We start from the raw sequence: 21,069 nt of genomic DNA, 5'->3' as shown, positions 1-21,069 counted from the left end.
TCCGTGTTGGTTAACCCATCAACCATCTGGTTAACAATCATTCTGGTTAAGGTGTATCTCCACCCGATTCATTCATGGTGGCAGCAAAACTTTTGTTTACTCAACCACCACACACATGAGAAATACTCACGTGCTTACAACACCAACTGGTGTCTTAATTAATGCTCCTTAGAAAGGAGGTGATCCACCCGCACCTTCCGGTACGGGTACCTTGTTACGACTTCGTCCCAATCGCCGATCCCACCTTAGACAGCTCCCTAACAAGTTTGAGCCACTGGCTTCGGGTGTTACCAACTTTCATGACGTGACGGGCGGTGTGTACAAGGCCCGGGAACGTATTCACCGCAGCATTGCTGATCTACGATTACTAGCGACTCCGACTTCATGGGGTCGAGTTGCAGACCCCAATCCGAACTAAGACCGGCTTTCAGCGATTCGCTCCACCTCACAGTGTCGCTGCGCGTTGTACCGACCATTGTAGCATGTGTGAAGCCCTGGACATAAGGGGCATGATGATTTGACGTCATCCCCACCTTCCTCCGAGTTAACCCCGGCAGTCTCTCATGAGTCCCCAACCAAATGCTGGCAACATAAGACAAGGGTTGCGCTCGTTGCGGGACTTAACCCAACATCTCACGACACGAGCTGACGACAACCATGCACCACCTGTACACCAACCACAAGGGAAACTACATCTCTGCAGCGATCTGGTGTATGTCAAGCCCAGGTAAGGTTCTTCGCGTTGCATCGAATTAATCCACATGCTCCGCCGCTTGTGCGGGCCCCCGTCAATTCCTTTGAGTTTTAGCCTTGCGGCCGTACTCCCCAGGCGGGGCGCTTAATGCGTTAGCTACGGCACAGAAGACGTGGAAGCCCCCTACACCTAGCGCCCACCGTTTACGGCATGGACTACCAGGGTATCTAATCCTGTTCGCTACCCATGCTTTCGCTCCTCAGCGTCAGTAACTGCCCAGAGACCTGCCTTCGCCATCGGTGTTCCTCCTGATATCTGCGCATTTCACCGCTACACCAGGAATTCCAGTCTCCCCTACAGCACTCAAGTTATGCCCGTATCGCCTGCACGCCCGGAGTTAAGCCCCGGAATTTCACAGACGACGCGACAAACCACCTACGAGCTCTTTACGCCCAGTAATTCCGGACAACGCTCGCACCCTACGTATTACCGCGGCTGCTGGCACGTAGTTAGCCGGTGCTTCTTATACAGGTACCGTCACAAAAAGCTTCGTCCCTGTCGAAAGGAGTTTACAACCCGAAGGCCGTCATCCCCCACGCGGCGTCGCTGCATCAGGCTTCCGCCCATTGTGCAATATTCCCCACTGCTGCCTCCCGTAGGAGTCTGGGCCGTATCTCAGTCCCAATGTGGCCGTACACCCTCTCAGGCCGGCTACCCGTCGACGCCTTGGTAGGCCATTACCCCACCAACAAGCTGATAGGCCGCGAGCTCATCTTGCACCGAAAAAACTTTCCAACCACCACACTAAAGACGGTTCCTATCCGGTATTAGACCCAGTTTCCCAAGCTTATCCCAGAGTGCAAGGCAGATCACCCACGTGTTACTCACCCGTTCGCCACTCGAGTACCAGTGCAAGCACTGGCCTTTCCGTTCGACTTGCATGTGTTAAGCACGCCGCCAGCGTTCGTCCTGAGCCAGGATCAAACTCTCCACAAAAAAGGCCGTGAAAAGCCCAAACCTAACAAACAGACAAACCAACACAAACAACACCACCAAAGCAGCATCGCCTGAACTGGCACATCCAAAAATTACATAAAGAAAAAATCAAACCAACCCCCCAACCCGACGGGGCACAAAAAAGGGAGCTGGCCGTTAGAAGATTTCAATCAATACGCCCAAACAACTTACTGTTATTTACAATGACGCCGCTTGAAAAAGCGCCATCCGGCATACACCAACCGCGATACGCATACGGCGTATCGCAGCCAAAATGAATAAAATCAACCAACACAAAAAAGTACATTGGCACACTATTGAGTTCTCACACATCATCCGCACACCACAAGAAAATTAACCAAACGTTAACCTCTCGCAAGCGGCCCGAACAACATTACCCAACAAGCCCAACCAAAGTCAAACCCGCCGAACAAACATTGTTCCAACATCTACCACCAGTTAACCAAACGGCTACCTCGCGGCGACTCGAATTAATATACGCACACCCCCAACAAACAACAAATCGCCTGGCTAGTGCATATCTTTCACAGCACTCCAGGCGATGAGTTTTCGGACTTTCTAGTGGTAACAGGCTAAAAGCCCATCCGGACCATCGATCACTGTGATAGGCGTTTCGAAGATCGGGGTGAGGATGTCATCCCGCATAATCTCATCTGGCCCGCCGAAGGCCACGATGTTGCCGTCCCTAGCGGCGCAAATGTAGTCGGCGTAGCGTGCAGCGAAGTTGATGTCGTGCAAAACAATGATGATGGTGCGGCCAAATTCCTTGGCGGCCCTGCGTAGATGTTTCATCATCTCGACGGAATGGGAGATGTCGAGGTTGTTGAGTGGCTCGTCGAGAAGCACGTAGTCCGTCTCCTGACACAGCACCATTGCCACGTATGCGCGCTGACGCTGCCCACCGGACAGCTCATCGAGGTAGCGGTTTTCCAGTTCGCGCAAATGGAAGAAGTCAATGTAGCGCGAGACTATGTCTTCGTCCTCGGCGGTCAGGCGGCCTTTTGAATAGGGAAAGCGTCCGAAGCTGACGAGCTGGCGCACGGTGAGCTTGGTAATGAAGTGATTCTCTTGGCGCAGGATGGACAAGATCTTGGCCAAATCCTCAGACTTTGTGGAGGAGACGTCGTAACCGGCGACCTCAATGGTGCCCTCATCGGCGTCGAGAAGCCTGCCAATCATGGTGAGCATCGTGGACTTGCCCGCACCGTTCGGCCCGATAAGAGCGGTGATACCTCCGGTGGGGATCTCCAGATCGACGGGGCCGATGGTGGTCTCGCCGGAATAGGCTTTCGAGACCTTGGAAAGCTTGATCACAGCTTGCCCTTTCGCAGAACGACAAAGAGGAAGACGCTGCCACCCACCAGCTCAATGATGATGGACACCACGCCCTGGGCATAGAAGACGTGCTGCATGAGGAAGTAGGCACAGGTGAGCACAGCAAAGGCGGTGGCCATGGACATCGGGAAGAGATAGCGGTGGTCGTAGGTCTCCGCTGCCTGGTAGGCCAAGGTGGCCACGAGGAAGCCGAGGAAGGTCATGGGCCCAACGAGCGCGGTGCTCGTCGCCATAAGAATGGAGACCAAAATCAACGTGTAGATAGCATTAACCTTGTGATTAACACCAAGGTTGGTAGCGGCATCACGGCCTAGGGCCAGCACGTTGAGGCGGCGCGAGTTAAAGAACATCAACGCCGTGACCGCAATAACGAGCGGAATAGCAATGGGATAGTACTCAGTTTCGGCGTTATTGACTGAGCCAAAGAGACGCGCGGTGAGCACGTCGAACTCACTCGGCGTGAGCATGCGCTGCATAAAGGTAGACAACGAGCCCAAACCACCGCCTATGATGATGCCCACCAGCAACATCGCATGCATATTGTTGCGGCGGCTGGTGAGCAGCCACGAGTACAGAATCAGCGACAGCCCTACCATGAGCACGAGTTGAACAAGGAACATGCCCACGTTGCGGGATTGCGTCAACCCAGCAGCGCCCAGGAAGAAGATGGTGGCAGTATTAATCGCCACATAAAGGGACTCAAAGCCCATGATGGAGGGCGTCAAGATGCGGTTATTGGTCACCGTATGGAAGGCCACGGTGGCTACTGCCTGGCACACCGCAACAATCGCCATGGCGGTCACTGCATCAGCGCGGCGGCGCGCAATGAGCCACCACTTCCGAGTACCGAAGTCCATGGGGTTGTCGTAGGCCAAAAGACCGAAAGCAAAGATGAGGCCGGCGGCGATGAGCGCGCCGAGGATGATCCAGTACTTGCGCGCAGCGGCAGCGGACTGGAAGCTGCCCACGCTGCGGCGGGAGTGATCAACCTGCGGCTGGGCAGTCGTTGCTGGAACAGAGATGCGCACACTCACTTGGTTGACCTCACGATCAGAACGACGAAGACGATTGCGCCGACGACGCCAAGAATGACGGAGACGGGCATCTCAAACGGAGCAATGATAACGCGGCCGAGGATGTCACAAACCGTCACGGTGGCAATTCCCAACAGGCATACCCACGGCAGGTTAGAGCGCAGGTCATCGCCGCGCAGCATGCTCACCATGTTCGGAACGATCAGTCCCAGGAAGGGCAGCGCGCCCACCACGACGGTGACCACGCCAGTCGCCACTGCAATAAGGCCAGTTCCCAGCAGAATCATTCGCTGGTAGTTCAAGCCAATGTTGGTGGCGATATCCTCGCCAAGACCAGCGACGGTGAGCTTGTCTGCGTAGCTGTATACCGCGACGAGGACGAGTAGCACGACCCACAAGACCTCGTACTGTCCCTCATAGACGGAGGTAAAGGAACCCATGAACCAGATGCCGAGCTGCTGCAACGTGTCCGTGCGCAACGCCACGTAGGAGGACACTGCGGACACAACGGCACCGAGCATGATTCCGATGATGGGCACGATGAGCGAGGAGCGCAGTGCTACTCGGCGAAGGAAAGCGAAGAAAACCATGGTCCCCGCAAACGCGAAGGCCACGGAGATGATCATCTTCACCAGTACCGATGCATGCGGGAAAAGAATGAGGGAAAAGAGCAGGCCCAAGCCGGCCCACTCGGTAGTACCCGTGGTTGTGGGTTCCACGAAGCGGTTCTGCGTGAGCAGCTGCATCACCAAACCGCTCATCGCCATGGCCGCACCGGCCAGGACAAGGGCAATCGTGCGCGGCACGCGCGTGGTGAAGAACATGGTCCAGCCATCCTCATTGTCGACGATGCTGTACTCCCCCACCATGAGGGACAGGATGAGCAGGGCGAACACGCCGAGCACACCGAGGCCCAACGTCCACGTCACAACGGGTCCACGAGAGCTGCGCGTGGGCGTGCGCCCGCGATCATCACTCGTGCCCATCCTCACCGTCATGGTCTTCACACAATTCCTTTAGGTTTTAGGCGTTGGCTTTTTCGAAGGCGTCGGCAAGCGCGTTAAGAATCTCGGTGTAGGTAATGATGGATTCATCAATGTAGGTGTCCCGCGGTGCAACGTAGACATTTCCGTCCTTGACCGCGGTGACGTTCTTGAGCGCAGCGTTGTCCTTGACTAGCTTCTCGCCCGGAGTGACGTCCTGGCCCTCCTTGGAAATAGCGGAGTCGCGGTCCATAACCAACAGCCAATCCGGATTCGACTGCGCGATAGCCTCGACGGAGATGTCGTCGCCCTCGTGATCATCAGAAGCGTTGTCCACCTCCAGTGCCGGGGTCAGACCAAGCAGGTCGAAAACCGGCCCAAAGGTGCGGCCAACCTGCGGCGCGATGTAGCCAATCTCGCCACCAGAAGTGTTGACGGCCATGACCTTCTGCTCCGGGTCATAGGCCTCCTTGGCGCGCTGAGCAGCATCATCGAAGTCTGCGATGAGCTTCTCGGCATCCTCTTCATGCCCGAAGACCTGGCCCAGTGCTTCGGTGTGGCGCTTGAGTTCCTCGAAGAAGTCCTCGCCGTCGCGCGGCTCGAAGTCGAGAACAGAAACGTCCTCGAGCAGCTTCTCCATGTCTTCCTGGTGCTGCTCGAAGCGCTGTCCGTTCCACACCACGTCCGGCTCAGCTGCCACCAAGCCCTCGAGGTCCGGCTCTTTGTGCGAGCCGAGATCCACCTCGACGGTGTCCTTGTTGTAGGTATCACGCAGGGACTTCGGCACCAGCGGAAGCGGTGCTGCAGCGAGGTCAATATCCCACTGGGCCAACACTGCAAAGGCACGGTTATCCGTCACCGCTGGGTTCTCCACCGGGGTGGTTACGGTCTTTTCCCCGAAGTTATCCTCCAGAGTGATGGTGGAGGCGTCTGCTGCCGCGGAACCCGCTGCCTCAGTGGTCTCCTCGGCAGAATTGGAGGAGCATCCGGTCAACGCCAGTGCTGCAATAGAAACAGTCGCAGCAATCTTGGTGGTAGTCGTGCCGAAGGCGCGGCGGGAAATCGTGAACATAGTGCCCTTGCGTATTAGGTGTGGCTAACCACAGTCGGTAGATAACGTCGCCGCCTAACCTAACCTATGTAAGGATTACCTTTCAAGCACACTATTGTTTCCTAATTCCCCGCGGGGGTACCTGCACCTCCCGCCAGAAGGGTATCCACCGCGACTGGGCCCTGCTTATCGAAGTCCTCGCGGGCTGCACGCCGAAACTCCGGGTCCGCTAAGAAATCCATCGCTACCTGCGCCAAACCAGCCGCAGAATCCACTGCGGCGTCGACCGCCTGGGGCGTGGCGGCCCACCGCGCGAAGTCTTCGGTATGCAGCGCTACATCCGACGGTGAGACTTTCACCATAGGGTGCAGGCCCGGCACCAGATTCGATACATTGCCAAAATCTGTCGACGCCGCCACCGTGTCCGGCACAGTGCCCGCTGGCAACGCCGTGCGTCCCCGGCGCGCTTGCGTAGCCGCCCACCGCTCGACGAGCGCAGCATTATTGCGCACCGGCAGTGTCATCGGGTGTTCGTCCCACTCGAGGTCTACCTCAACGCCAGCCATCAGCGCCGCACCCCGCACAATCTCTTCGACGCGTCCGGAGAGGTCCATCAGCGTGCGCGTACCTAAAGAGCGCACGTAAATGTGCATATTCGCGCTCTTCGGAATGATGGACGGCCTGTCACCACCAGCCATGGTGGCGTGAACGCGGTCTGACGGCGGCATCTGTTGGCGCATAAGCCCAATGCCTTGATAGGCCAAGCTCGCCGCGTCGAGGGCATTGCGCCCCATAAAGGGCTGCGAGCTTGCATGGGCTGCCACACCGCGGTAGGTCACGCGCAGGATACGCCGGCCAACCCACGCATGCGCCCCGATGTCATAGCCAAATCCGTGAATCATGACTGCAGCATCCACGCCGTCCAAGCTGCCGCCGCGAATCATGTATTCCTTGCCGGAATGCCCCTCCTCCGCTGGTGTTCCCTGCAGGAGGATGCGGCCTGGCAGGGGGACGTCGACAAGCGCAGCGGTCGCCGCGAGGAATCCCGTCACACCCGCCGCGGCGATGATGTTGTGACCGCAAGCGTGACCAATCTGCGGCAGTGCGTCATACTCCGCCAAGATGGCCACGGTGGGGTGACGCTTCGGGTCGAAGTCCTCGCTTTGCCACGTGGCCTCAAAGGCGGTATCTACTCCATAGACCCCGCGGCGCGTAGAGAAACCATGTTCTTCGACGATGTCCGCCAGCACCGCCATGGAACGATGCTCTTCGAAGGCGGTCTCCGGGTGGGCATGCAGGTCCGCCACGATGTGCGCGGCGGTTTCCCGCAGCCCCTCCGCCAGTGCCGCAGAGGCGTCCCACGCCTTCTCCTGGCCGGGGTAATCCTCCTCTGTATGTCTGGGCGGGGTGGCGGCCGCCACGCGCTTGGCGACGTCCCCCTCCATCGCCTCCAAATATGCCGTCGAGGGAGTGTTGGGTTGAGTCATACGTCTACCCAATCATGACCGCGTTGCCTGGGCCCAGTGGAAGATCGACATAGAACCAGATAGCCAGCAAGATAGCCCACGCGGTGAAGAATGGAACAACGAACGGCACGAGGCGCGACATCAGCGTTCCTAGGCCTGCCTCGCGTTCATAGCGCTGGAGGAATCCCAGCATGACAATCATGTACGGATTGAGCGGGGTGATGATCTGGGTCGCGGAGTCACCAACACGGAACGCGCCTTGGATGAAAGCCGGCTCGTAACCGAGCAGCGCGAACATCGGCACGAAGACTGCCGCCATGAGCGTCCACATGGAGGAACCGGAAATGATCAGCAGGTTAAGGCAGGAGGCCAGCGCGATGAAGGCGAAGATGGCCGGGAAGCCGGTAAGGCCGATGGATTCAAGGAAGGCCGCACCTTTGACCGCGGTGAAGGTACCGATGCCGGTCCAAGCAAACAGCGCCACAAACTGGCCCAAGATGAACGCCAGAATAAGGAAGCTCATCATGTCCTTGAGTGCGCCGATCATCATATTGACGACGTCATTGATCCCCTTGACTGTGCCGACAACCCGGCCGTAGACCACACCGAGCACCAAGAAGTAGGCAAAGACAATGAAAACGATGGAGTTCAGCAGCGGCGATTTGGGCAAGAAGCTGCCCTCCTCGTTACGCCAGGGGGATTCTGGCAGAAGGACCGCGAAGAGGATGACGGCGGTGAGAATAACTGTGGCTACACCGGACCAGATAAGACCCTTGTTCTCCTCTGGGCGCAGCTCGGCGGTCAGCTCTTCACCGTTCTCGTCACGATCACCACGCTCAGCGGCGTCCTCTGGGTCGATGTCCTCCTCGGTAGGAACCTCCTGCTGCCACATACGCGGCTCGATCACCTTGTCGATGATGAATCCGGCAAGCACACCGAGCACGATGGAAGAGGCCACGTTGAAGTAGTAGTTCGACATCGCGTTGACGGGAGCGAACTCCGTGTTCGGCAACGTGTCCATGACCGCTGTCGTAATTCCAGCGAACAGGGCATCCAGCGAGGTGGGCACCAGTGCCGTCGAATAACCTGCGCCCACAGCGGCGAAACCACCAATAAGGCCGGCAACGGGGTGGCGGCCAGCAGCCTTAAAGACCATGGCAGCCAGCGGTGGGACGATAACGAAGGCTGCATCCGCCATGACGGAGGCGGTCACGCCGATAACGCCGACGGCGTACGGAAGCAGCCACGGCTTCGCGGAACCGAAGAGCTTGCGAATCAACGCAGAGAGCATGCCGGAGCGCTCCGCCACGCCCACTGCGAGCATGATGGGCAGCACCGTGACCAGCGGCGGGAAGTTGATGTAGTTCTCCCCCATCGTCGTGGTGAACCACGTCAGCCCCTCACCGGTGAAAAGGCCCTTGACCGGTTTGATTTCATCTGAGCCTGGAATCTTAATCTCCACGCCCATTTTCGCCATGATGGTAGACAGCACGCCCGTAATCAGGAAGAGGATTAAGAAGATGGTGAAGGGCTCCGGCAGTTTGTTGCCGATGTATTCCACACCGTTGAGGAACTTGTCCAGCATTCCCCCGCTAGGCTGTGGGCTCTTGTTCTGCTCTGCCTTGACGGAATTCGCCTTGGGCTTCTCCGCGGTACCAGCGCCGCCTTGTGGCGCTGCGTTGGTCGGGCTGTTCATGGGTACTCCTGTCGTAGGGGTCAGTCCCAGTGCTCCACGTCACACTGTTGGGAAAAGGCTACCACGGAAATGTAACTCAAGTAACAAATATTTCGGGCCCACGTCACATTTTTCTCCGACTTGCCTTAGTCCGCTTTTCCGGCCCCTACCCCATTACAAGCCTTCTCTCCCCCCGCTACGGTCACGGTAGATAGCGGCAAGAAAATCGCCGGCGGTTTCAAGTGGTGGATGCATCACTTGAATAGTTCTTGTATCTTCTCTTCGGGTTTATACCAGTCGAGGACTTTTCTAGGGCGCCCGTTGAGAAGGTCTTGAATGTGTTGGACATCCTTGTCGGTCAGAGTACTAGAGTCGCTTCCTTTAGGTAGGAAGTCTCTGACTAGCCCGTTGGTGTTTTCGTTGGTAGGGCGCTGCCAAGGCGAGTGCGGATCGCAGAAGTAAACTGCTAGTCCACGTGCGATGCTCAGCTTGTCGACTTGGGCTAATTCAACGCCTTGGTCCCAGGTCAGCGTTTTGGTGATGTTGCGTATTTTGCCGGTAAACATCTCGATTAACTTATCGACAGTCGTGGCGGAATCATGCACATCAAGTTTGCGGATCATGGTGTAGCGAGTACTGCGTTCTACACAGGTTACGAGTGCAGTGGTTCCTCCTTGGCCGATGATGAGATCGCCTTCCCAGTGTCCTGGAACAGCGCGGTCTTCAACGCTGGCAGGGCGCTTGCTGATGCGATAGTCTTCACCAATCCAGCTTCGATTACCGCGGGCTGGCAGGCGTGATTGTGGTTTTCGGCCTGTACGCCCAGAACGCAGGGCTTTTTCTACCTTCAATTCCTGGCGCAAAGCGCCTTTGGCTTGGATGTAGAGAGCTTGGTAGATGGTTTCATGGCTAATTGACATATCCCCACCTTTACCGAAGCAGCGGGCAAGATAGTTCGAAATCTGCTCAGGCGACCACTTCGTGTTCAACCCCTCGATGACCAAGGCACGCAACTGCGGGTTGGTATCGAGTTTGCGGGGTTTAGGCCTGGCTAAACGGTCTACAGCCCGCTTTTGTGCCACGAGGGCATCGTAGCCATGCTCAGTCATCCCACGGGCGATTTCCCTGCTAATCGTCGACTGATTACGTCCCAGCTGGGCTGCAATCTCACGGTGAGTATGGCCCTGTTTCAGCAGGTAGGCTATCTCTATTCGGTCATGTCGGATAAGACGCTTTCCGCGTCCTACCTTCGATTCAGATTCAGTGGGATGATCATTGAGTATCAAACGCCCAGACATGTGATCATGGTGCCACGCTTTGACCGTGTCAGCGCTGCGATCAACCACCTGGCCTGCCTGCTTATAGCTTTTGCCAGCATCAACCAGCTTTAGAGCTTGGGCAATGCGATCCCGGTCATGTTGTGCCGTTCCACCGCGATTGCCTCGGACGAGCTCCAACCCGTCCTGAGCAAGGTAGCGATAAGCCAGACTTTGAGGAAACCCGACCTCTTCAATTGCGCTGAGCACAGATCGGCCACTCTCAACCAGAGCGACAACTTGTTGATACTGCTTGTCAACCAAACTCCGCTGACGCCGAGCACGGTTAAGCCCCTCGCTTTGGCGCCATGCCCTCGCCTGAACCTTCGAGACGCCCAACTCCTTCAGGAGCACTGGCACCGGACGCGCATCATGCAGATACGCCTCCACAAACCGCTCACGTAGCTTCTCATCACCTGACATCTACACAACCTCCTAGCTGTATAGATGCATTCACCACCTGAGCCCGCCGCCGGTTTTAGCCCCTTATCTACCGTGAGCGTCACAGAATCTGCCCGAAAGCCACGACGCCCATTACGTTGTTAGCAGTTCCGCTTGAAGGAGCCCAGGATTCGTACTCCTAGCCCCATGCTGGGGCAGGCTATGTTTATCTGCGTTCCTTCTGCCTTGTGGCAGCGGAACTAGTCGCTGGCTTCGGTATGGCTTGTTTTCGTCCCTGTCTGAAAATGATCCGGGGGGTGATGCCGCCGAAGGCAGTGACATACTCCAGACTGCTAATAGGAACCTGACCCACACAGGATGTGTGAGGTCTCAAGTAATGTGGATGCCAGCGTGAAGTATGTCCGACCACCAGCGATGAAATAAGTCTCATACTCGTTCAATTCGCTAGGAGGTCTGGCATGACCTACGACTATGTCATCGGCATGGACGTTGGCAAATACTTTCACCACGCTTGCGTCTTAGATATCGACGGCGCCCAAGTGCTATCAAAGCGTATCAACCAAAACGAAAAATCCCTGCGCACACTCTTTTCAACGTTTAGCGCAAACGACCACAAGGTCCTTGTCGTCGTGGACCAGCCCAATAACATTGGGCGACTAACTGTCGCGGTTGCCCAAGATATCGGAATCGATGTGCGCTACCTTCCAGGTTTGGCTATGCGTCAACTCTCACGTATCCACGCTGGTAATGCCAAAACTGATATCCGGGATGCATATATCATCGCCCACGCTGCAAAGAACCTTCCGGAATCCCTCCGCAGTGTCGACCGCGTCGAAGAAGCCTTTCTCCAGTTGAAAGTCCTCAACGGCATCGACGAAGACTTAGCGCGCTCCTACACCAGGCTCATCAATCAGATTCGAAGTGCACTAGTTGGCTGCTACCCGCAATTCGAGCAAGCCCTTCGCGGCCAGGTGATCCACCGCAAATGGGTTCTGCACCTACTTGCACGCTACGGCGGGCCGACCAAGATAAAGCGCCTCGGAAAAGCCAAAGCAGCTGCCTTCGCTCGACGCTATAAGGCACGCAATCCCGAGCCCGTCATCGATGCCATATTCGCTGCCATCTCTGAGCAAACAGTCGCCATTGCTGGTGCACAATATGCCGAAATGGGCGTAGCAATGTCGGCGAAGGACGCGCTTTTAAAGCTCGAGCACCGCAAACAAATCGAGCAGGAAGTCATCGAGCTCATCAACGACATCCCCCACACTCAAATCTGAGGTTACCCTCGTTTAGTGGACACCCTATTTGTACGGATCTTGTGTCCGTAAGAGAGGATGTTCATTGTGAGTCAACAGCGCAAGAAGTACACGCCGGAGTACCGGCGTGAAGCCGCGAACCTGGTAATCGAGTCAGAGCGACCGATCGCTCATGTGGCTAAGGAAATCGGTGTTTCCGCCGGGCTTTTGGGCCGGTGGGTCAAACTCGAACGTGAACGCCGAGGATCCTCCGATGGGATGAGCGAGGCTGACCTCCGAGCTGAGAATGCTCGTCTGCGCCGGGAGCTGGCAGAAGCCAAGATGGATAACGAGTTTTTGTCAAAAGCGACAGCCTTCTTCGCCGCGAAGCAACGCGAGCAGAAAAGTTCGAACTAATGCAGCAGGAGAAGGCGAACTACAGCATCAAGCGCATGGCACGACTATTAAAAGTATCTCGGTCTGGATACTACAAATGGGCCCATGCGCAGCAGAAACGACTATCCGGCGAAGATGATCGGGCAGCATTTTACGATGATGTTGACCGAAAGATTCATCAGATTTGGAAAGACTCCGATGAGGTTTATGGTGCTCCGCGGATCACCGCAGAGCTTGCCGAGCGCTACCAGATCACCTTGAATCGCAAGACTGTGGCTAAACGGATGCGCATGATGGGCATTGAAGGGATTTCACCGCGTGCCTTTGTCCCGGTGACAACGATTCAAGCCAAGCGTAAGTCAACTCTTCCTGACCTGGTCAAGCGCATGTTTGATACTGGTCAGCTCAACCGAGTGTGGATGTCAGATATTACCTACCTGCGCACCGGTGAGGGCTGGTTGTACTTGTGCGCGGTCCGCGATGGTCATTCCCGCAGGGTACTGGGCTGGGCTATGGATAGCGTTCAAGACACACACCTGGTTGAACGGGCCCTGCGGATGGCGCATACGCTACGCGGTGATGTTCCTGATGGGCTGGTGTTTCACGCTGACCGCGGAACGCAATTTACCAGTGAGAAGCTCTGGGAGGTCTGCCGCAACCTGGGCATTGCCCAGTCTGTGGGGCGTACTGGTGTGTGCTTCGATAACGCGATGGCTGAGTCGTTCTGGTCGACGCTAAAGACTGAATTCTATGACCGGCAGCGCTGGGCGACCCGTGATGCTGCACGCAAGGCCGTTGCCTACTGGATTGAAGTCGTCTACAACCGCCGGCGCCGGCACTCTGCACTCGGGATGGTCAGCCCCGTCGACTTCGAAAACCACATTGGTCTAACCACCAGTAGAAAAGAAATAGCTGCCTAGCCACTAGGTAGCTCCACTACGTGTCCACGATTTGCGGGCAACCCCAAATCCTGCTATCCATGCCAGGAATCGGGCCGAAGACGGCTGCCCAAATTCTCATGACCGCGGGCGACATGTCCGACTTCCCGACAGCTGCGCACCTAGCCTCTTACGCTGGCTTATCACCCCGAACGAATCAGTCCGGAACCTCAATCATGTCGAACTCACTGAACAGAGCTGGCAATAAAAAATTAAAGAACGCCCTATGGCAATCATCTTTTGCATCCATCAGATTCCACGAGCGTTCACGGCAATTCTATGAACGAAAGCGCCGTGAAGGCAAGAGACACAACGCTGCAGTCGTAGCACTAGCCCGCAGACGGCTCAACGTCCTATACGCCATGATGAGCAACCACGAGTACTACCGCGATCCCGACCAATCACAGGAAGTCAAAGCAGCCTAAACCCCAAGAACCAAACAGCCGACTGGGAAACCCCAGTCGGCTAACAGCCATGCCAGAAAACAACACGGCCAAACAACCCCGGCTGAAAAATCAACCCCGGCTAATCCACCCGCGAGGTTGACAAACTATATAGGAACACCCCCTCACTCAGCATCGTCGCCGATCGACGACGCCAGCCCATAAAGCCTAGCGTAAGGATCCCACTCGCTGTCGCGGTGCGGCTCATACTCTGCAAGGTGGGCAGCAGCCAGCGCCACTTCTTCAGATCTGAGATGCGCAATGAGTGCAATCGCCATATCCATCCCAGCTGCAACACCTGAGGAGGTCCATCGATTTCGATCGTGTACCCACCGTGCTTCCGGCTGCCAAGCCACAGCCTCCCCAAAGGAGCTCGCCCACGCAAACGCGCGTTTGTTGCTCGTTGCGGCATAGCCCTCCAAGAGCCCCGCCGCCGCTAGGGCCGCAGAACCCGTGCACACGGAGGCAACCACAGGAGCTCGTGAACCCACGCCACGAAGCCACGACAGAAAAGATTCGTCCGTTACGAGCTGCCGGGTTCCTTTGCCGCCTGGGACAAGAATGATGTCAGTCTGCTCAATCTGCTCATAAGAAATTGTCGGCACCACTTCCACGCCTTGAGAGCTAGCAACTGGCTCGCCCGTGGGCCCGGCGAAATCCACGATGACGTCAGGGACGGCTTGAAGCAGTTGGACGGGCCCGAAGACGTCGAGAAGCTCAAAGCCCTCGAACAAGACAACAGTGACGCGTTGTGGCTCAAAAGTCATACAGCAATACTATGTCCGACGATGACCATTCCCCGTGAGGACTATCTGCTGCGGCGATAATGGCTAACCTGACTGGCATAACCACTGCCGCACACAATTCCGACGACACTCACCAGACCTTGACATTTAGCACTTTCCTCCCGAAAGGACATCAGCATGAAGAAGCTCACCATCGCGCTTACCGCACTTGCCATCGCCGTGGCTGGGTGTAGCTCCAACACTGAGCCTGCTCCGGCTCCACCGAGCAGCGCGGCTTCATCTTCACCTGAGACGTCCGATGCGCCCTCGAGCGCGGAGCGCACAAGCACGACAGAGGCCACAGAAGCAGAGACCACGAAGCCAGAAGCCAAAGAACCCGATCCCACCATGGCTTCCCCACAAGCTGATAATCCAGTAGCTGAGGCTCCCGCGGTCGAGCAGGCCCCCGCAGAACCCGTCGTTGTGGAATGCCTCGAGGGCACCCCAGGGTCAGCACGCTGGTCTGACGGCACCGTCTCCTATTCCCAATGGTGTTTCGACACCATGGGTGGTGAGCAGTCCCTCGAAGACGAAGCAAACGCAGGCGTTCCGCCCACGCCAGAACAGCAACAGCCGCGCAAGCCTAGCCCATGGGTACAGGGGCAAATTGACTGGGCAAACTGCCTCGACTCCGGCAAGACCAAGGAACAGTGCCGAGAAGAGCTGAACTAAAGCGGGCCTACTTCACCACGTGACATAAACGAGAAGAAACCCCAGCTAGAATGCTATCTAGCTGGGGTTTTTCGGTGGAGCCGCCGGGAATTGAACCCGGGTCCTTCGTCATCTTGCCAGGGCTTCTCCGTGCGCAGTCTGCACAGGATCTCTACTCGGCCCTCCGGCTCGGGCAAACACGCTCCGGATGATGGGCCCAGTTGCTCTAAAAGTCCCCAACCGGCCGAACAACAAACCGGTCAGGCAAGTTCCCTAGTCGATGCCAGGATCTAGGTCAGGAACCAAACCTAGGCTGACAGACACGCGTCGCTGGAATTAGGCAGCGAGGGCGTAGTCACGCTGAGAGTTCTTCTCTGCGTTTATTGGTTGCTACGACGCTTAACGGTGGTCTCTAGCCTGCACCGGCACGCTTCCCCTGGCTCAATGTACGAAGTCGAAACCAAGTCGACCCCTTGTCCGCGGTGGTGCGGAAACATTGCTGTGAAAAGCGCTGTAAAGAAAGCTCGCGCTTCCTCTACGGTTCGTACAACGCTAGTGCATTCAGACCTATTCCCGCAAGAAGCGCGTTCCACAGTCTCTTAAAATCCAGCCTTGTGATCTGAAATAAATTCATCGTTGCTAAGGTGTGCTAGTCACATCCGTCAAAACAGTTGAAGGTAGCGAAGTGAGCTCAACGACCGAGAACTCTGCCTCCGTACACACCGACCAGAAACAAGCCAGCAACACTGAATGGGCGATTTCGCTCTTCGGCACCGCCGTGGGTGCCGGCATCTTGTTCCTCCCCATCAATGCCGGCAGCTTCGGCTTTTGGCCGCTGCTGGTGGCCACCATTCTCATCGGCCCGATGACGTACTTCTCCCACCGCGGACTCGCACGCATGATTTGTGTGTCGCCCCGCCAGGGTGAGGACATCACCGCCGTGGTTACGGACTACTTTGGCAAGACCGCGGGTCTTATCATTTCGGTGGTGTACTTTTGCGCGATTTTCCCCATCGTGCTGATTTATGGCGTGTCCATTACAAATACGGTCAACAGCTTCATCGTTAACCAGCTGGATGGTCCCACCATTTCACGCCCGCTGCTGTCCTTCCTGCTGGTGGGCGTGATGACCATCGTCTTCGCTTTTGGCCAGCGCATCGTGCTCACCGTTACGCAGTTCTTGGTTTACCCACTGATTTTCTGCCTCGGCGCGCTGTCTATTTACCTCATCCCGCGGTGGGATATTGCCTCCTTCATGGAGGTGGGCAACAATGATTGGCGCGTCGTCGGCGCGGTGGCTCTTATCATTCCGGTGCTGGTGTTTTCCTTTAACCATTCGCCGGCGATTTCGCAGTTCTCCCTCGCTATGGTCGCTGCACACGGCCGAGAGAAGAGCTCTGAGAATGCCTCGCGCGCACTAGCGCTCACGGCCATTCTGCTCACCGTGTTCACCATGTTCTTTGTGTGGTCCTGCACGCTCACCCTCGGCGCTGATGGTCTGGCTGAGGCACGCGAGCAGAACCTACCGGTGCTTTCTTACCTGGCCAACGTCACCGGTGTGCCGGTCTTGGCTTTCATCTCCCCCATCGTCGCGATGGTGGCCATCATCTCCTCCTACTTCGGCCACGTACTGGGCGCGACTGAGGGCGGTAACTACCTCCTGCGCACCGCAGCTCCTCGAGCTACGAAGAAGCTGTCAGAAAAGCAGTTGACCTCCATCATGCATGGCATCATCTTTATCTCCGCCTGGGTCGTTGCCATCATTGATCCGTCGATTCTCAGCCTCATCGAGGCCATCGGCGGCCCCTTCATCGCCTCGATTCTCTACCTGCTGCCGATGTACGCCATCCACCGAATTGATGCTCTCAAGCAGTTCCGCGGCCGCCCGAGCAACGTGTTCGTTGTCGTCACGGGCCTCATCGCCGTGGGCGCCGCCATCTGGGGACTTTTCGTCTAGTGCTCGTCGAGCCACGCCTTCAGCACGACGGCGTGGTTCACCTCGCGGTCTTTTGCGGCGAAGAGGAGGGTGACGTCGCCAGCCGCGGCAAACTGGCGCAACTGCTTCAGCTCCTCATTGTCGTTGTCATCGAGCTCCGCACGGTAGCGCTGCGCGAACTCCTCAAAGCTGTCAGCATCGTGTCCCCACCACTTACGTAGTTCCACGCTGGGAGCCACGTGCTTGAACCAGTGGTCGTAATCGAGGCGCTCTTTGGCCACGCCGCGGGGCCAGAGCTTATCGACGAGCACCGCTTCCCCACGCAGCTCCTCGTCACCGTGAATAACGTCATGAACCTTGGCCGTATAAATCATGGCACCCAGGCTAGACGTTCATCGGTTAGGCGTTAATACCCTTCACGCGGCGGCCCAGCTCACGGGTGATATCGCGGTCTTGGTCGCGGCGCTTGATGGCTTCACGCTTGTCGTAATCCTGCTTACCCTTGGCCAGTCCCAGCTCGCACTTGGCGCGGCCGTTCTTGAGATAGACCTTGAGGGGGATGAGCGTCTTGTTGCCGTCGCGCACCTGGCCCATGAGCTTGTCAATCTCACGGCGGTGCAGCAGCAGCTTGCGGGTGCGCTTAGGCGAGTGATTCGTCCACGAACCTTGGGAATACTCCGGGATGTGGAGGTTGCGGATGTAGACCTCGCCGTCGTCGATAGTGGCGAAGGCATCCGCCAGGGAAATCTTGCCTTCGCGCATCGACTTGATTTCGGTGCCCACGAGCACCATGCCGCATTCCAGGGTGTCAAGGATGGTGTAGTCGTGGCGGGCACGTCGGTTAGTGGCCAGTGTCGAGTTGTTATCGGCCACTGCCCCTTTTTTCTTCTTTGCCTTCTTCGCCATAGTTCGGACTATATTACGCCACAGCCAGGCAAAAACCACATCGCGTATGAGGGCTTAGGTCCGAACGTAGGCGCGCATGGTGACCTGTGCTGTGAGCGCAGCCAGAACCAGCGCCACAATGCCGACGATAGGCAGCACCGTCCACACATCAGATGAGGTCACGGGGGCCAAGAGTTGCTTCTGGTACAGGTCCTTGAGTGCCGGGTCAATGACCAGGTTCTTACCCAAGACGATGCCTGCCCCGGCGAGGATAACGCCGCCAATCGCACCCAAGATGGCCTCAACGATGAACGGCGCGTGAGTAATCCAGCGCGAGGCGCCCACCATGCGCATGATGGCGGTTTCGCGCTGGCGCTGGAAGGCGGCAATCTGCACCATGTTGGCGATGAGCATGATAGCGGCCAGCGCTACCACTCCGGCCACGATGAAGGTGGCATTGCGGATCGCGTCCAGGTTGCCGGCGGCGCTGCGCACATCTTCCTGTTGGTCAATGACGTCGGTAACGGCGGGGTCATCCGCGATGGCGTCGATAGGCGCGGTGTCCGTCGGGTCCTTCAGCCGCACATGGAAGGCTGCGGGCAGCGCGTCCGGTGATGTTTCCTCCACCATGACCGGGTCCGTTTCCTTGAACAGTTCAACGAAGCGATCATAGGACTCTTTCTGACTGCGATAGCCCACGGATTCAATCTCATCGTCTGCCTCCAGCTTTTTCTTCAGCCCAGCGCAGGCAGCGTCCTTGCACTCCGGATCGTTGGTGGAGATGTCCTCGTTGAGCTGCACCATGACCTCTACCTGCTCGAGGTAGATGTCCTTGGTGTCCTTGGTCATCTGGGCCACGAGCACGCCGGCAACCACCAGTGCCACCGAAATTGCCGTGGTGATCACCATGGCGATGGTCATGGTGATGTTGCGGCCGAGCCCCTTGGAGGCCTCCCGAAAAACAAAGCTCAAGTTCATCTAGAGCGCCTCCCCGTACATCGCGTTCTTCTCATCGCGCACGAGCGTGCCGTTGTGCAGCTCGATGACGCGCTGGCGGGCGTCGTTGACCGCGCGCGCGTTATGCGTCGACATCACCACGGTGGTTCCGCGGCGGTTGATCTTGGTCAGCAAGGCCATGATTTCCGCAGCAGTGGCGGGATCGAGGTTGCCCGTGGGTTCGTCGGCAAGCAGCAGCTTGGGGCGGTTCACAAAGGCACGCGCAACGGCCACGCGCTGCTGTTCGCCACCAGAAAGCTCGTGCGGCATGCGGTGTTGCTTGGCGCCCAAGCCCACCATGTCGAGGACCTCCGGAACCTGCTTCGCAATGCGCGACTTCTTCTTGCCAATGACCTGTAGGGCAAACGCTACATTGTCGTAGACATTGAGCTTAGGCAGCAGGCGGAAATCTTGGAAGACATAGCCGATGGACTGGCGCAGCTGGTTAATTTGGCGGCCCTTCAAGGCGTTGACGTGGAAGTCCCCGAAATAAATATCACCGGAGCTCACGTTTGTCTCGCGCACCATGAGCTGCAGAAAGGTGGACTTTCCGGAGCCCGAGGGGCCGATGAGGAAGACGAATTCGCCGGCGTCTATGTCAAAAGACACATTGTCCAGCGCGGGCCTCGTGGAGGTCGGATAGACCTTGGACACATTCTCAAAAGTGATCACTTAAGCAACAGTAGCAACAATTGTCACTGAAGCCTAGGCCTCGTTGCCCTCCATGCGCCACCGAATACCCGCCTCCAAGAAGCCGTCAATATCGCCATCCAGCACCTTGGACGGGTCACCGACCTCGAAGTTTGTGCGCAGATCCTTGACCATCTGATACGGGTGCAACACATAGGAGCGCATCTGGTTTCCCCAGGACGCATTGCCGCCCGCGCCCAGCGCATCGAGCTCCGCGCGCTCCTCCTGGCGCTTGCGCTCCAGCAACTTGGCCTGCAGCACGCGCATAGCAGAAGCCTTGTTCTGGATCTGGGACTTCTCGTTCTGACAGGTCACCACGATGCCGGTCGGAATGTGTGTCAAGCGCACTGCCGAGTCCGTCGTATTCACCGACTGCCCGCCTGGTCCCGACGAGCGGTAGACATCCACGCGCACCTCCGAATCCGGCACCTCGATGGAGTCGGTCTGCTCCACCACCGGAAGAACCTCCACCTCAGCAAAGGAGGTCTGGCGGCGCCCCTGGTTATCAAAGGGCGAGATGCGCACGAGGCGGTGCGCGCCCTGTTCCACGGAGAGCTGGCCATACATGTATTCACCATGGACGACGAAGGTGGCAGACTTGATGCCGGCTTCCTCGGCATAGGAGATGTCGTACACATCTACCTTGTGGCCGTTCTTCTCCGCCCAGCGGGTGTACATGCGCATGAGCATCTCCGCCCAGTCCGCAGCATCCACGCCACCGGCGCCAGAGCGAATGTTGATGACGGCCTCACGCTCGTCATACTCGCCGGACAACATGGTGGTGATCTCAAGAGATTCGATGGCGGCTTCCAGCTCCTTCAGCTCGGTGTCCACCAACTCCTGGGAGGCCTCATCGCCTTCTTCTTCCGCCAACTCAGCCATGACGGGTAGATCCTCAATCCTCCCCCGCAGGGAGGTCAGCTTGCGCAGCTTCGCCTGTTCCGCCGAAAGGGCTGAGGTCACCTTCTGGGCATGGTCGGGGTCGTCCCACAGCGACGGGTCCCCCGCCTGGGCCTCGAGCTCGCGCACGCGCTCGGACACCGCCTCCGGGTCCATCACCTTTTCAATCGAGGTCAAGGTGGCGCTGAGTTCCTCAAGTCGTGCTGTTTGTTCCGGACGCATAGCCCCCTACTTTACTTAT

General features: G+C 57.3%; 16 protein-coding genes, 1 rRNA gene, 1 other RNA gene and 2 pseudogenes. 5 read left to right on the top strand and 15 right to left on the bottom strand.

What is annotated here, in order from left to right; all coding sequences use genetic code 11:
• Positions 1-172 precede the first annotated feature (172 nt).
• From I6J26_RS09720 to I6J26_RS09685, 8 genes are all read right to left on the bottom strand, one after another.
• Positions 173-1,690 (bottom strand): 16S ribosomal RNA (locus I6J26_RS09720).
• A 579-nt stretch (positions 1,691-2,269) separates the two neighbouring features.
• Positions 2,270-3,025: an ABC transporter ATP-binding protein gene (locus tag I6J26_RS09715; RefSeq protein ID WP_115021421.1), complete on the bottom strand. Its 756-nt coding sequence runs from the start codon at positions 3,023-3,025 to the stop codon at positions 2,270-2,272.
• Positions 3,022-4,074 carry an iron chelate uptake ABC transporter family permease subunit gene (locus I6J26_RS09710; RefSeq protein ID WP_239121761.1) on the bottom strand — a complete coding sequence of 351 codons (1,053 nt, stop codon included), beginning with the start codon at positions 4,072-4,074 and terminating at the stop codon, positions 3,022-3,024. The genes I6J26_RS09715 and I6J26_RS09710 overlap by 4 nt, the downstream gene beginning before the upstream one ends.
• A gap of 2 nt (positions 4,075-4,076) precedes the next feature.
• Positions 4,077-5,078 (bottom strand): ABC transporter permease, encoded by a 1,002-nt coding sequence (locus I6J26_RS09705; protein ID WP_115024241.1) that lies wholly within the window; start codon positions 5,076-5,078, stop codon positions 4,077-4,079.
• Between the two features lie 25 nt (positions 5,079-5,103).
• Positions 5,104-6,135 carry a siderophore ABC transporter substrate-binding protein gene (locus I6J26_RS09700; protein ID WP_115021420.1) on the bottom strand — a complete coding sequence of 344 codons (1,032 nt, stop codon included), beginning with the start codon at positions 6,133-6,135 and terminating at the stop codon, positions 5,104-5,106.
• Positions 6,136-6,236: 101 nt separating this feature from the next.
• A complete protein-coding gene (locus tag I6J26_RS09695) occupies positions 6,237-7,601 on the bottom strand; it encodes a M20 family metallopeptidase (protein ID WP_115021419.1) in 1,365 nt (454 codons plus the stop codon).
• A gap of 4 nt (positions 7,602-7,605) precedes the next feature.
• Entirely contained in the window at positions 7,606-9,276 is a 1,671-nt protein-coding gene (locus tag I6J26_RS09690) for an AbgT family transporter (protein ID WP_115021418.1), read from the bottom strand.
• A 233-nt stretch (positions 9,277-9,509) separates the two neighbouring features.
• Positions 9,510-10,994 carry an IS30 family transposase gene (locus I6J26_RS09685; RefSeq protein WP_115021417.1) on the bottom strand — a complete coding sequence of 495 codons (1,485 nt, stop codon included), beginning with the start codon at positions 10,992-10,994 and terminating at the stop codon, positions 9,510-9,512.
• Between the two features lie 437 nt (positions 10,995-11,431).
• On the opposite strand from I6J26_RS09685, the pseudogene I6J26_RS09680 reads away from it, so the two are divergent.
• The 3 genes and pseudogenes from I6J26_RS09680 to I6J26_RS09670 form a co-directional block, all read left to right on the top strand.
• Positions 11,432-12,244 (top strand): annotated as a pseudogene (locus I6J26_RS09680) (IS110 family transposase); the annotation flags it as partial.
• Between the two features lie 63 nt (positions 12,245-12,307).
• A protein-coding gene (locus tag I6J26_RS09675) for an IS3 family transposase (RefSeq protein ID WP_115021451.1) occupies positions 12,308-13,524 on the top strand; the annotation gives its coding sequence in 2 pieces (ribosomal slippage) (positions 12,308-12,569 and positions 12,569-13,524; 1,218 coding nt in all).
• 44 nt (positions 13,525-13,568) lie between these two features.
• Positions 13,569-13,967: pseudogene (locus tag I6J26_RS09670) on the top strand (transposase); the annotation flags it as partial.
• 143 nt (positions 13,968-14,110) lie between these two features.
• On the opposite strand, the gene I6J26_RS09665 reads toward I6J26_RS09670, so the two are convergent.
• Positions 14,111-14,752, bottom strand: coding sequence for a DJ-1/PfpI family protein (locus I6J26_RS09665; RefSeq protein ID WP_115021416.1), 642 nt, complete (start codon positions 14,750-14,752; stop codon positions 14,111-14,113).
• Between the two features lie 156 nt (positions 14,753-14,908).
• Between I6J26_RS09665 and I6J26_RS09660 the strand changes: the two genes are divergently transcribed.
• Complete coding sequence (locus tag I6J26_RS09660) at positions 14,909-15,442, top strand: hypothetical protein (RefSeq protein ID WP_115021415.1); 534 nt, start codon at positions 14,909-14,911, stop codon at positions 15,440-15,442.
• Between the two features lie 72 nt (positions 15,443-15,514).
• Here I6J26_RS09660 and ssrA read toward each other — a convergent pair.
• Positions 15,515-15,894: a transfer-messenger RNA gene (gene ssrA / locus I6J26_RS09655) on the bottom strand.
• 212 nt (positions 15,895-16,106) lie between these two features.
• On the opposite strand from ssrA, the gene I6J26_RS09650 reads away from it, so the two are divergent.
• Complete coding sequence (locus tag I6J26_RS09650; protein WP_115021414.1) at positions 16,107-17,378, top strand: septum formation initiator; 1,272 nt, start codon at positions 16,107-16,109, stop codon at positions 17,376-17,378.
• Here the strand turns inward: I6J26_RS09650 and I6J26_RS09645 are convergent.
• From I6J26_RS09645 to prfB, 5 genes are read right to left on the bottom strand one after another with little or no spacing between them, the layout of a single operon-like run.
• A complete protein-coding gene (locus I6J26_RS09645) occupies positions 17,375-17,731 on the bottom strand; it encodes a DUF488 domain-containing protein (RefSeq protein ID WP_115021413.1) in 357 nt (118 codons plus the stop codon). The genes I6J26_RS09650 and I6J26_RS09645 overlap by 4 nt on opposite strands.
• Before the next feature lie 25 nt (positions 17,732-17,756).
• Positions 17,757-18,263 (bottom strand): SsrA-binding protein SmpB, encoded by a 507-nt coding sequence (gene smpB / locus I6J26_RS09640; protein ID WP_070672593.1) that lies wholly within the window; start codon positions 18,261-18,263, stop codon positions 17,757-17,759.
• Between the two features lie 54 nt (positions 18,264-18,317).
• Positions 18,318-19,220 carry a permease-like cell division protein FtsX gene (ftsX, locus tag I6J26_RS09635; protein ID WP_115021412.1) on the bottom strand — a complete coding sequence of 301 codons (903 nt, stop codon included), beginning with the start codon at positions 19,218-19,220 and terminating at the stop codon, positions 18,318-18,320.
• Positions 19,221-19,910, bottom strand: a complete 690-nt coding sequence (ftsE, locus tag I6J26_RS09630) for a cell division ATP-binding protein FtsE (RefSeq protein ID WP_115021411.1) — start codon at positions 19,908-19,910, stop codon at positions 19,221-19,223.
• Positions 19,911-19,943: 33 nt separating this feature from the next.
• Positions 19,944-21,050, bottom strand: coding sequence for a peptide chain release factor 2 (gene prfB, locus I6J26_RS09625; RefSeq protein ID WP_115021410.1), 1,107 nt, complete (start codon positions 21,048-21,050; stop codon positions 19,944-19,946).
• Positions 21,051-21,069: the final 19 nt, after the last annotated feature.

It is taken from the genome of Corynebacterium minutissimum, from assembly GCF_016889765.1.
GTDB lineage: Bacteria > Actinomycetota > Actinomycetes > Mycobacteriales > Mycobacteriaceae > Corynebacterium > Corynebacterium minutissimum_B.
This window is presented reverse-complemented; position numbering and strand designations above follow the sequence as displayed.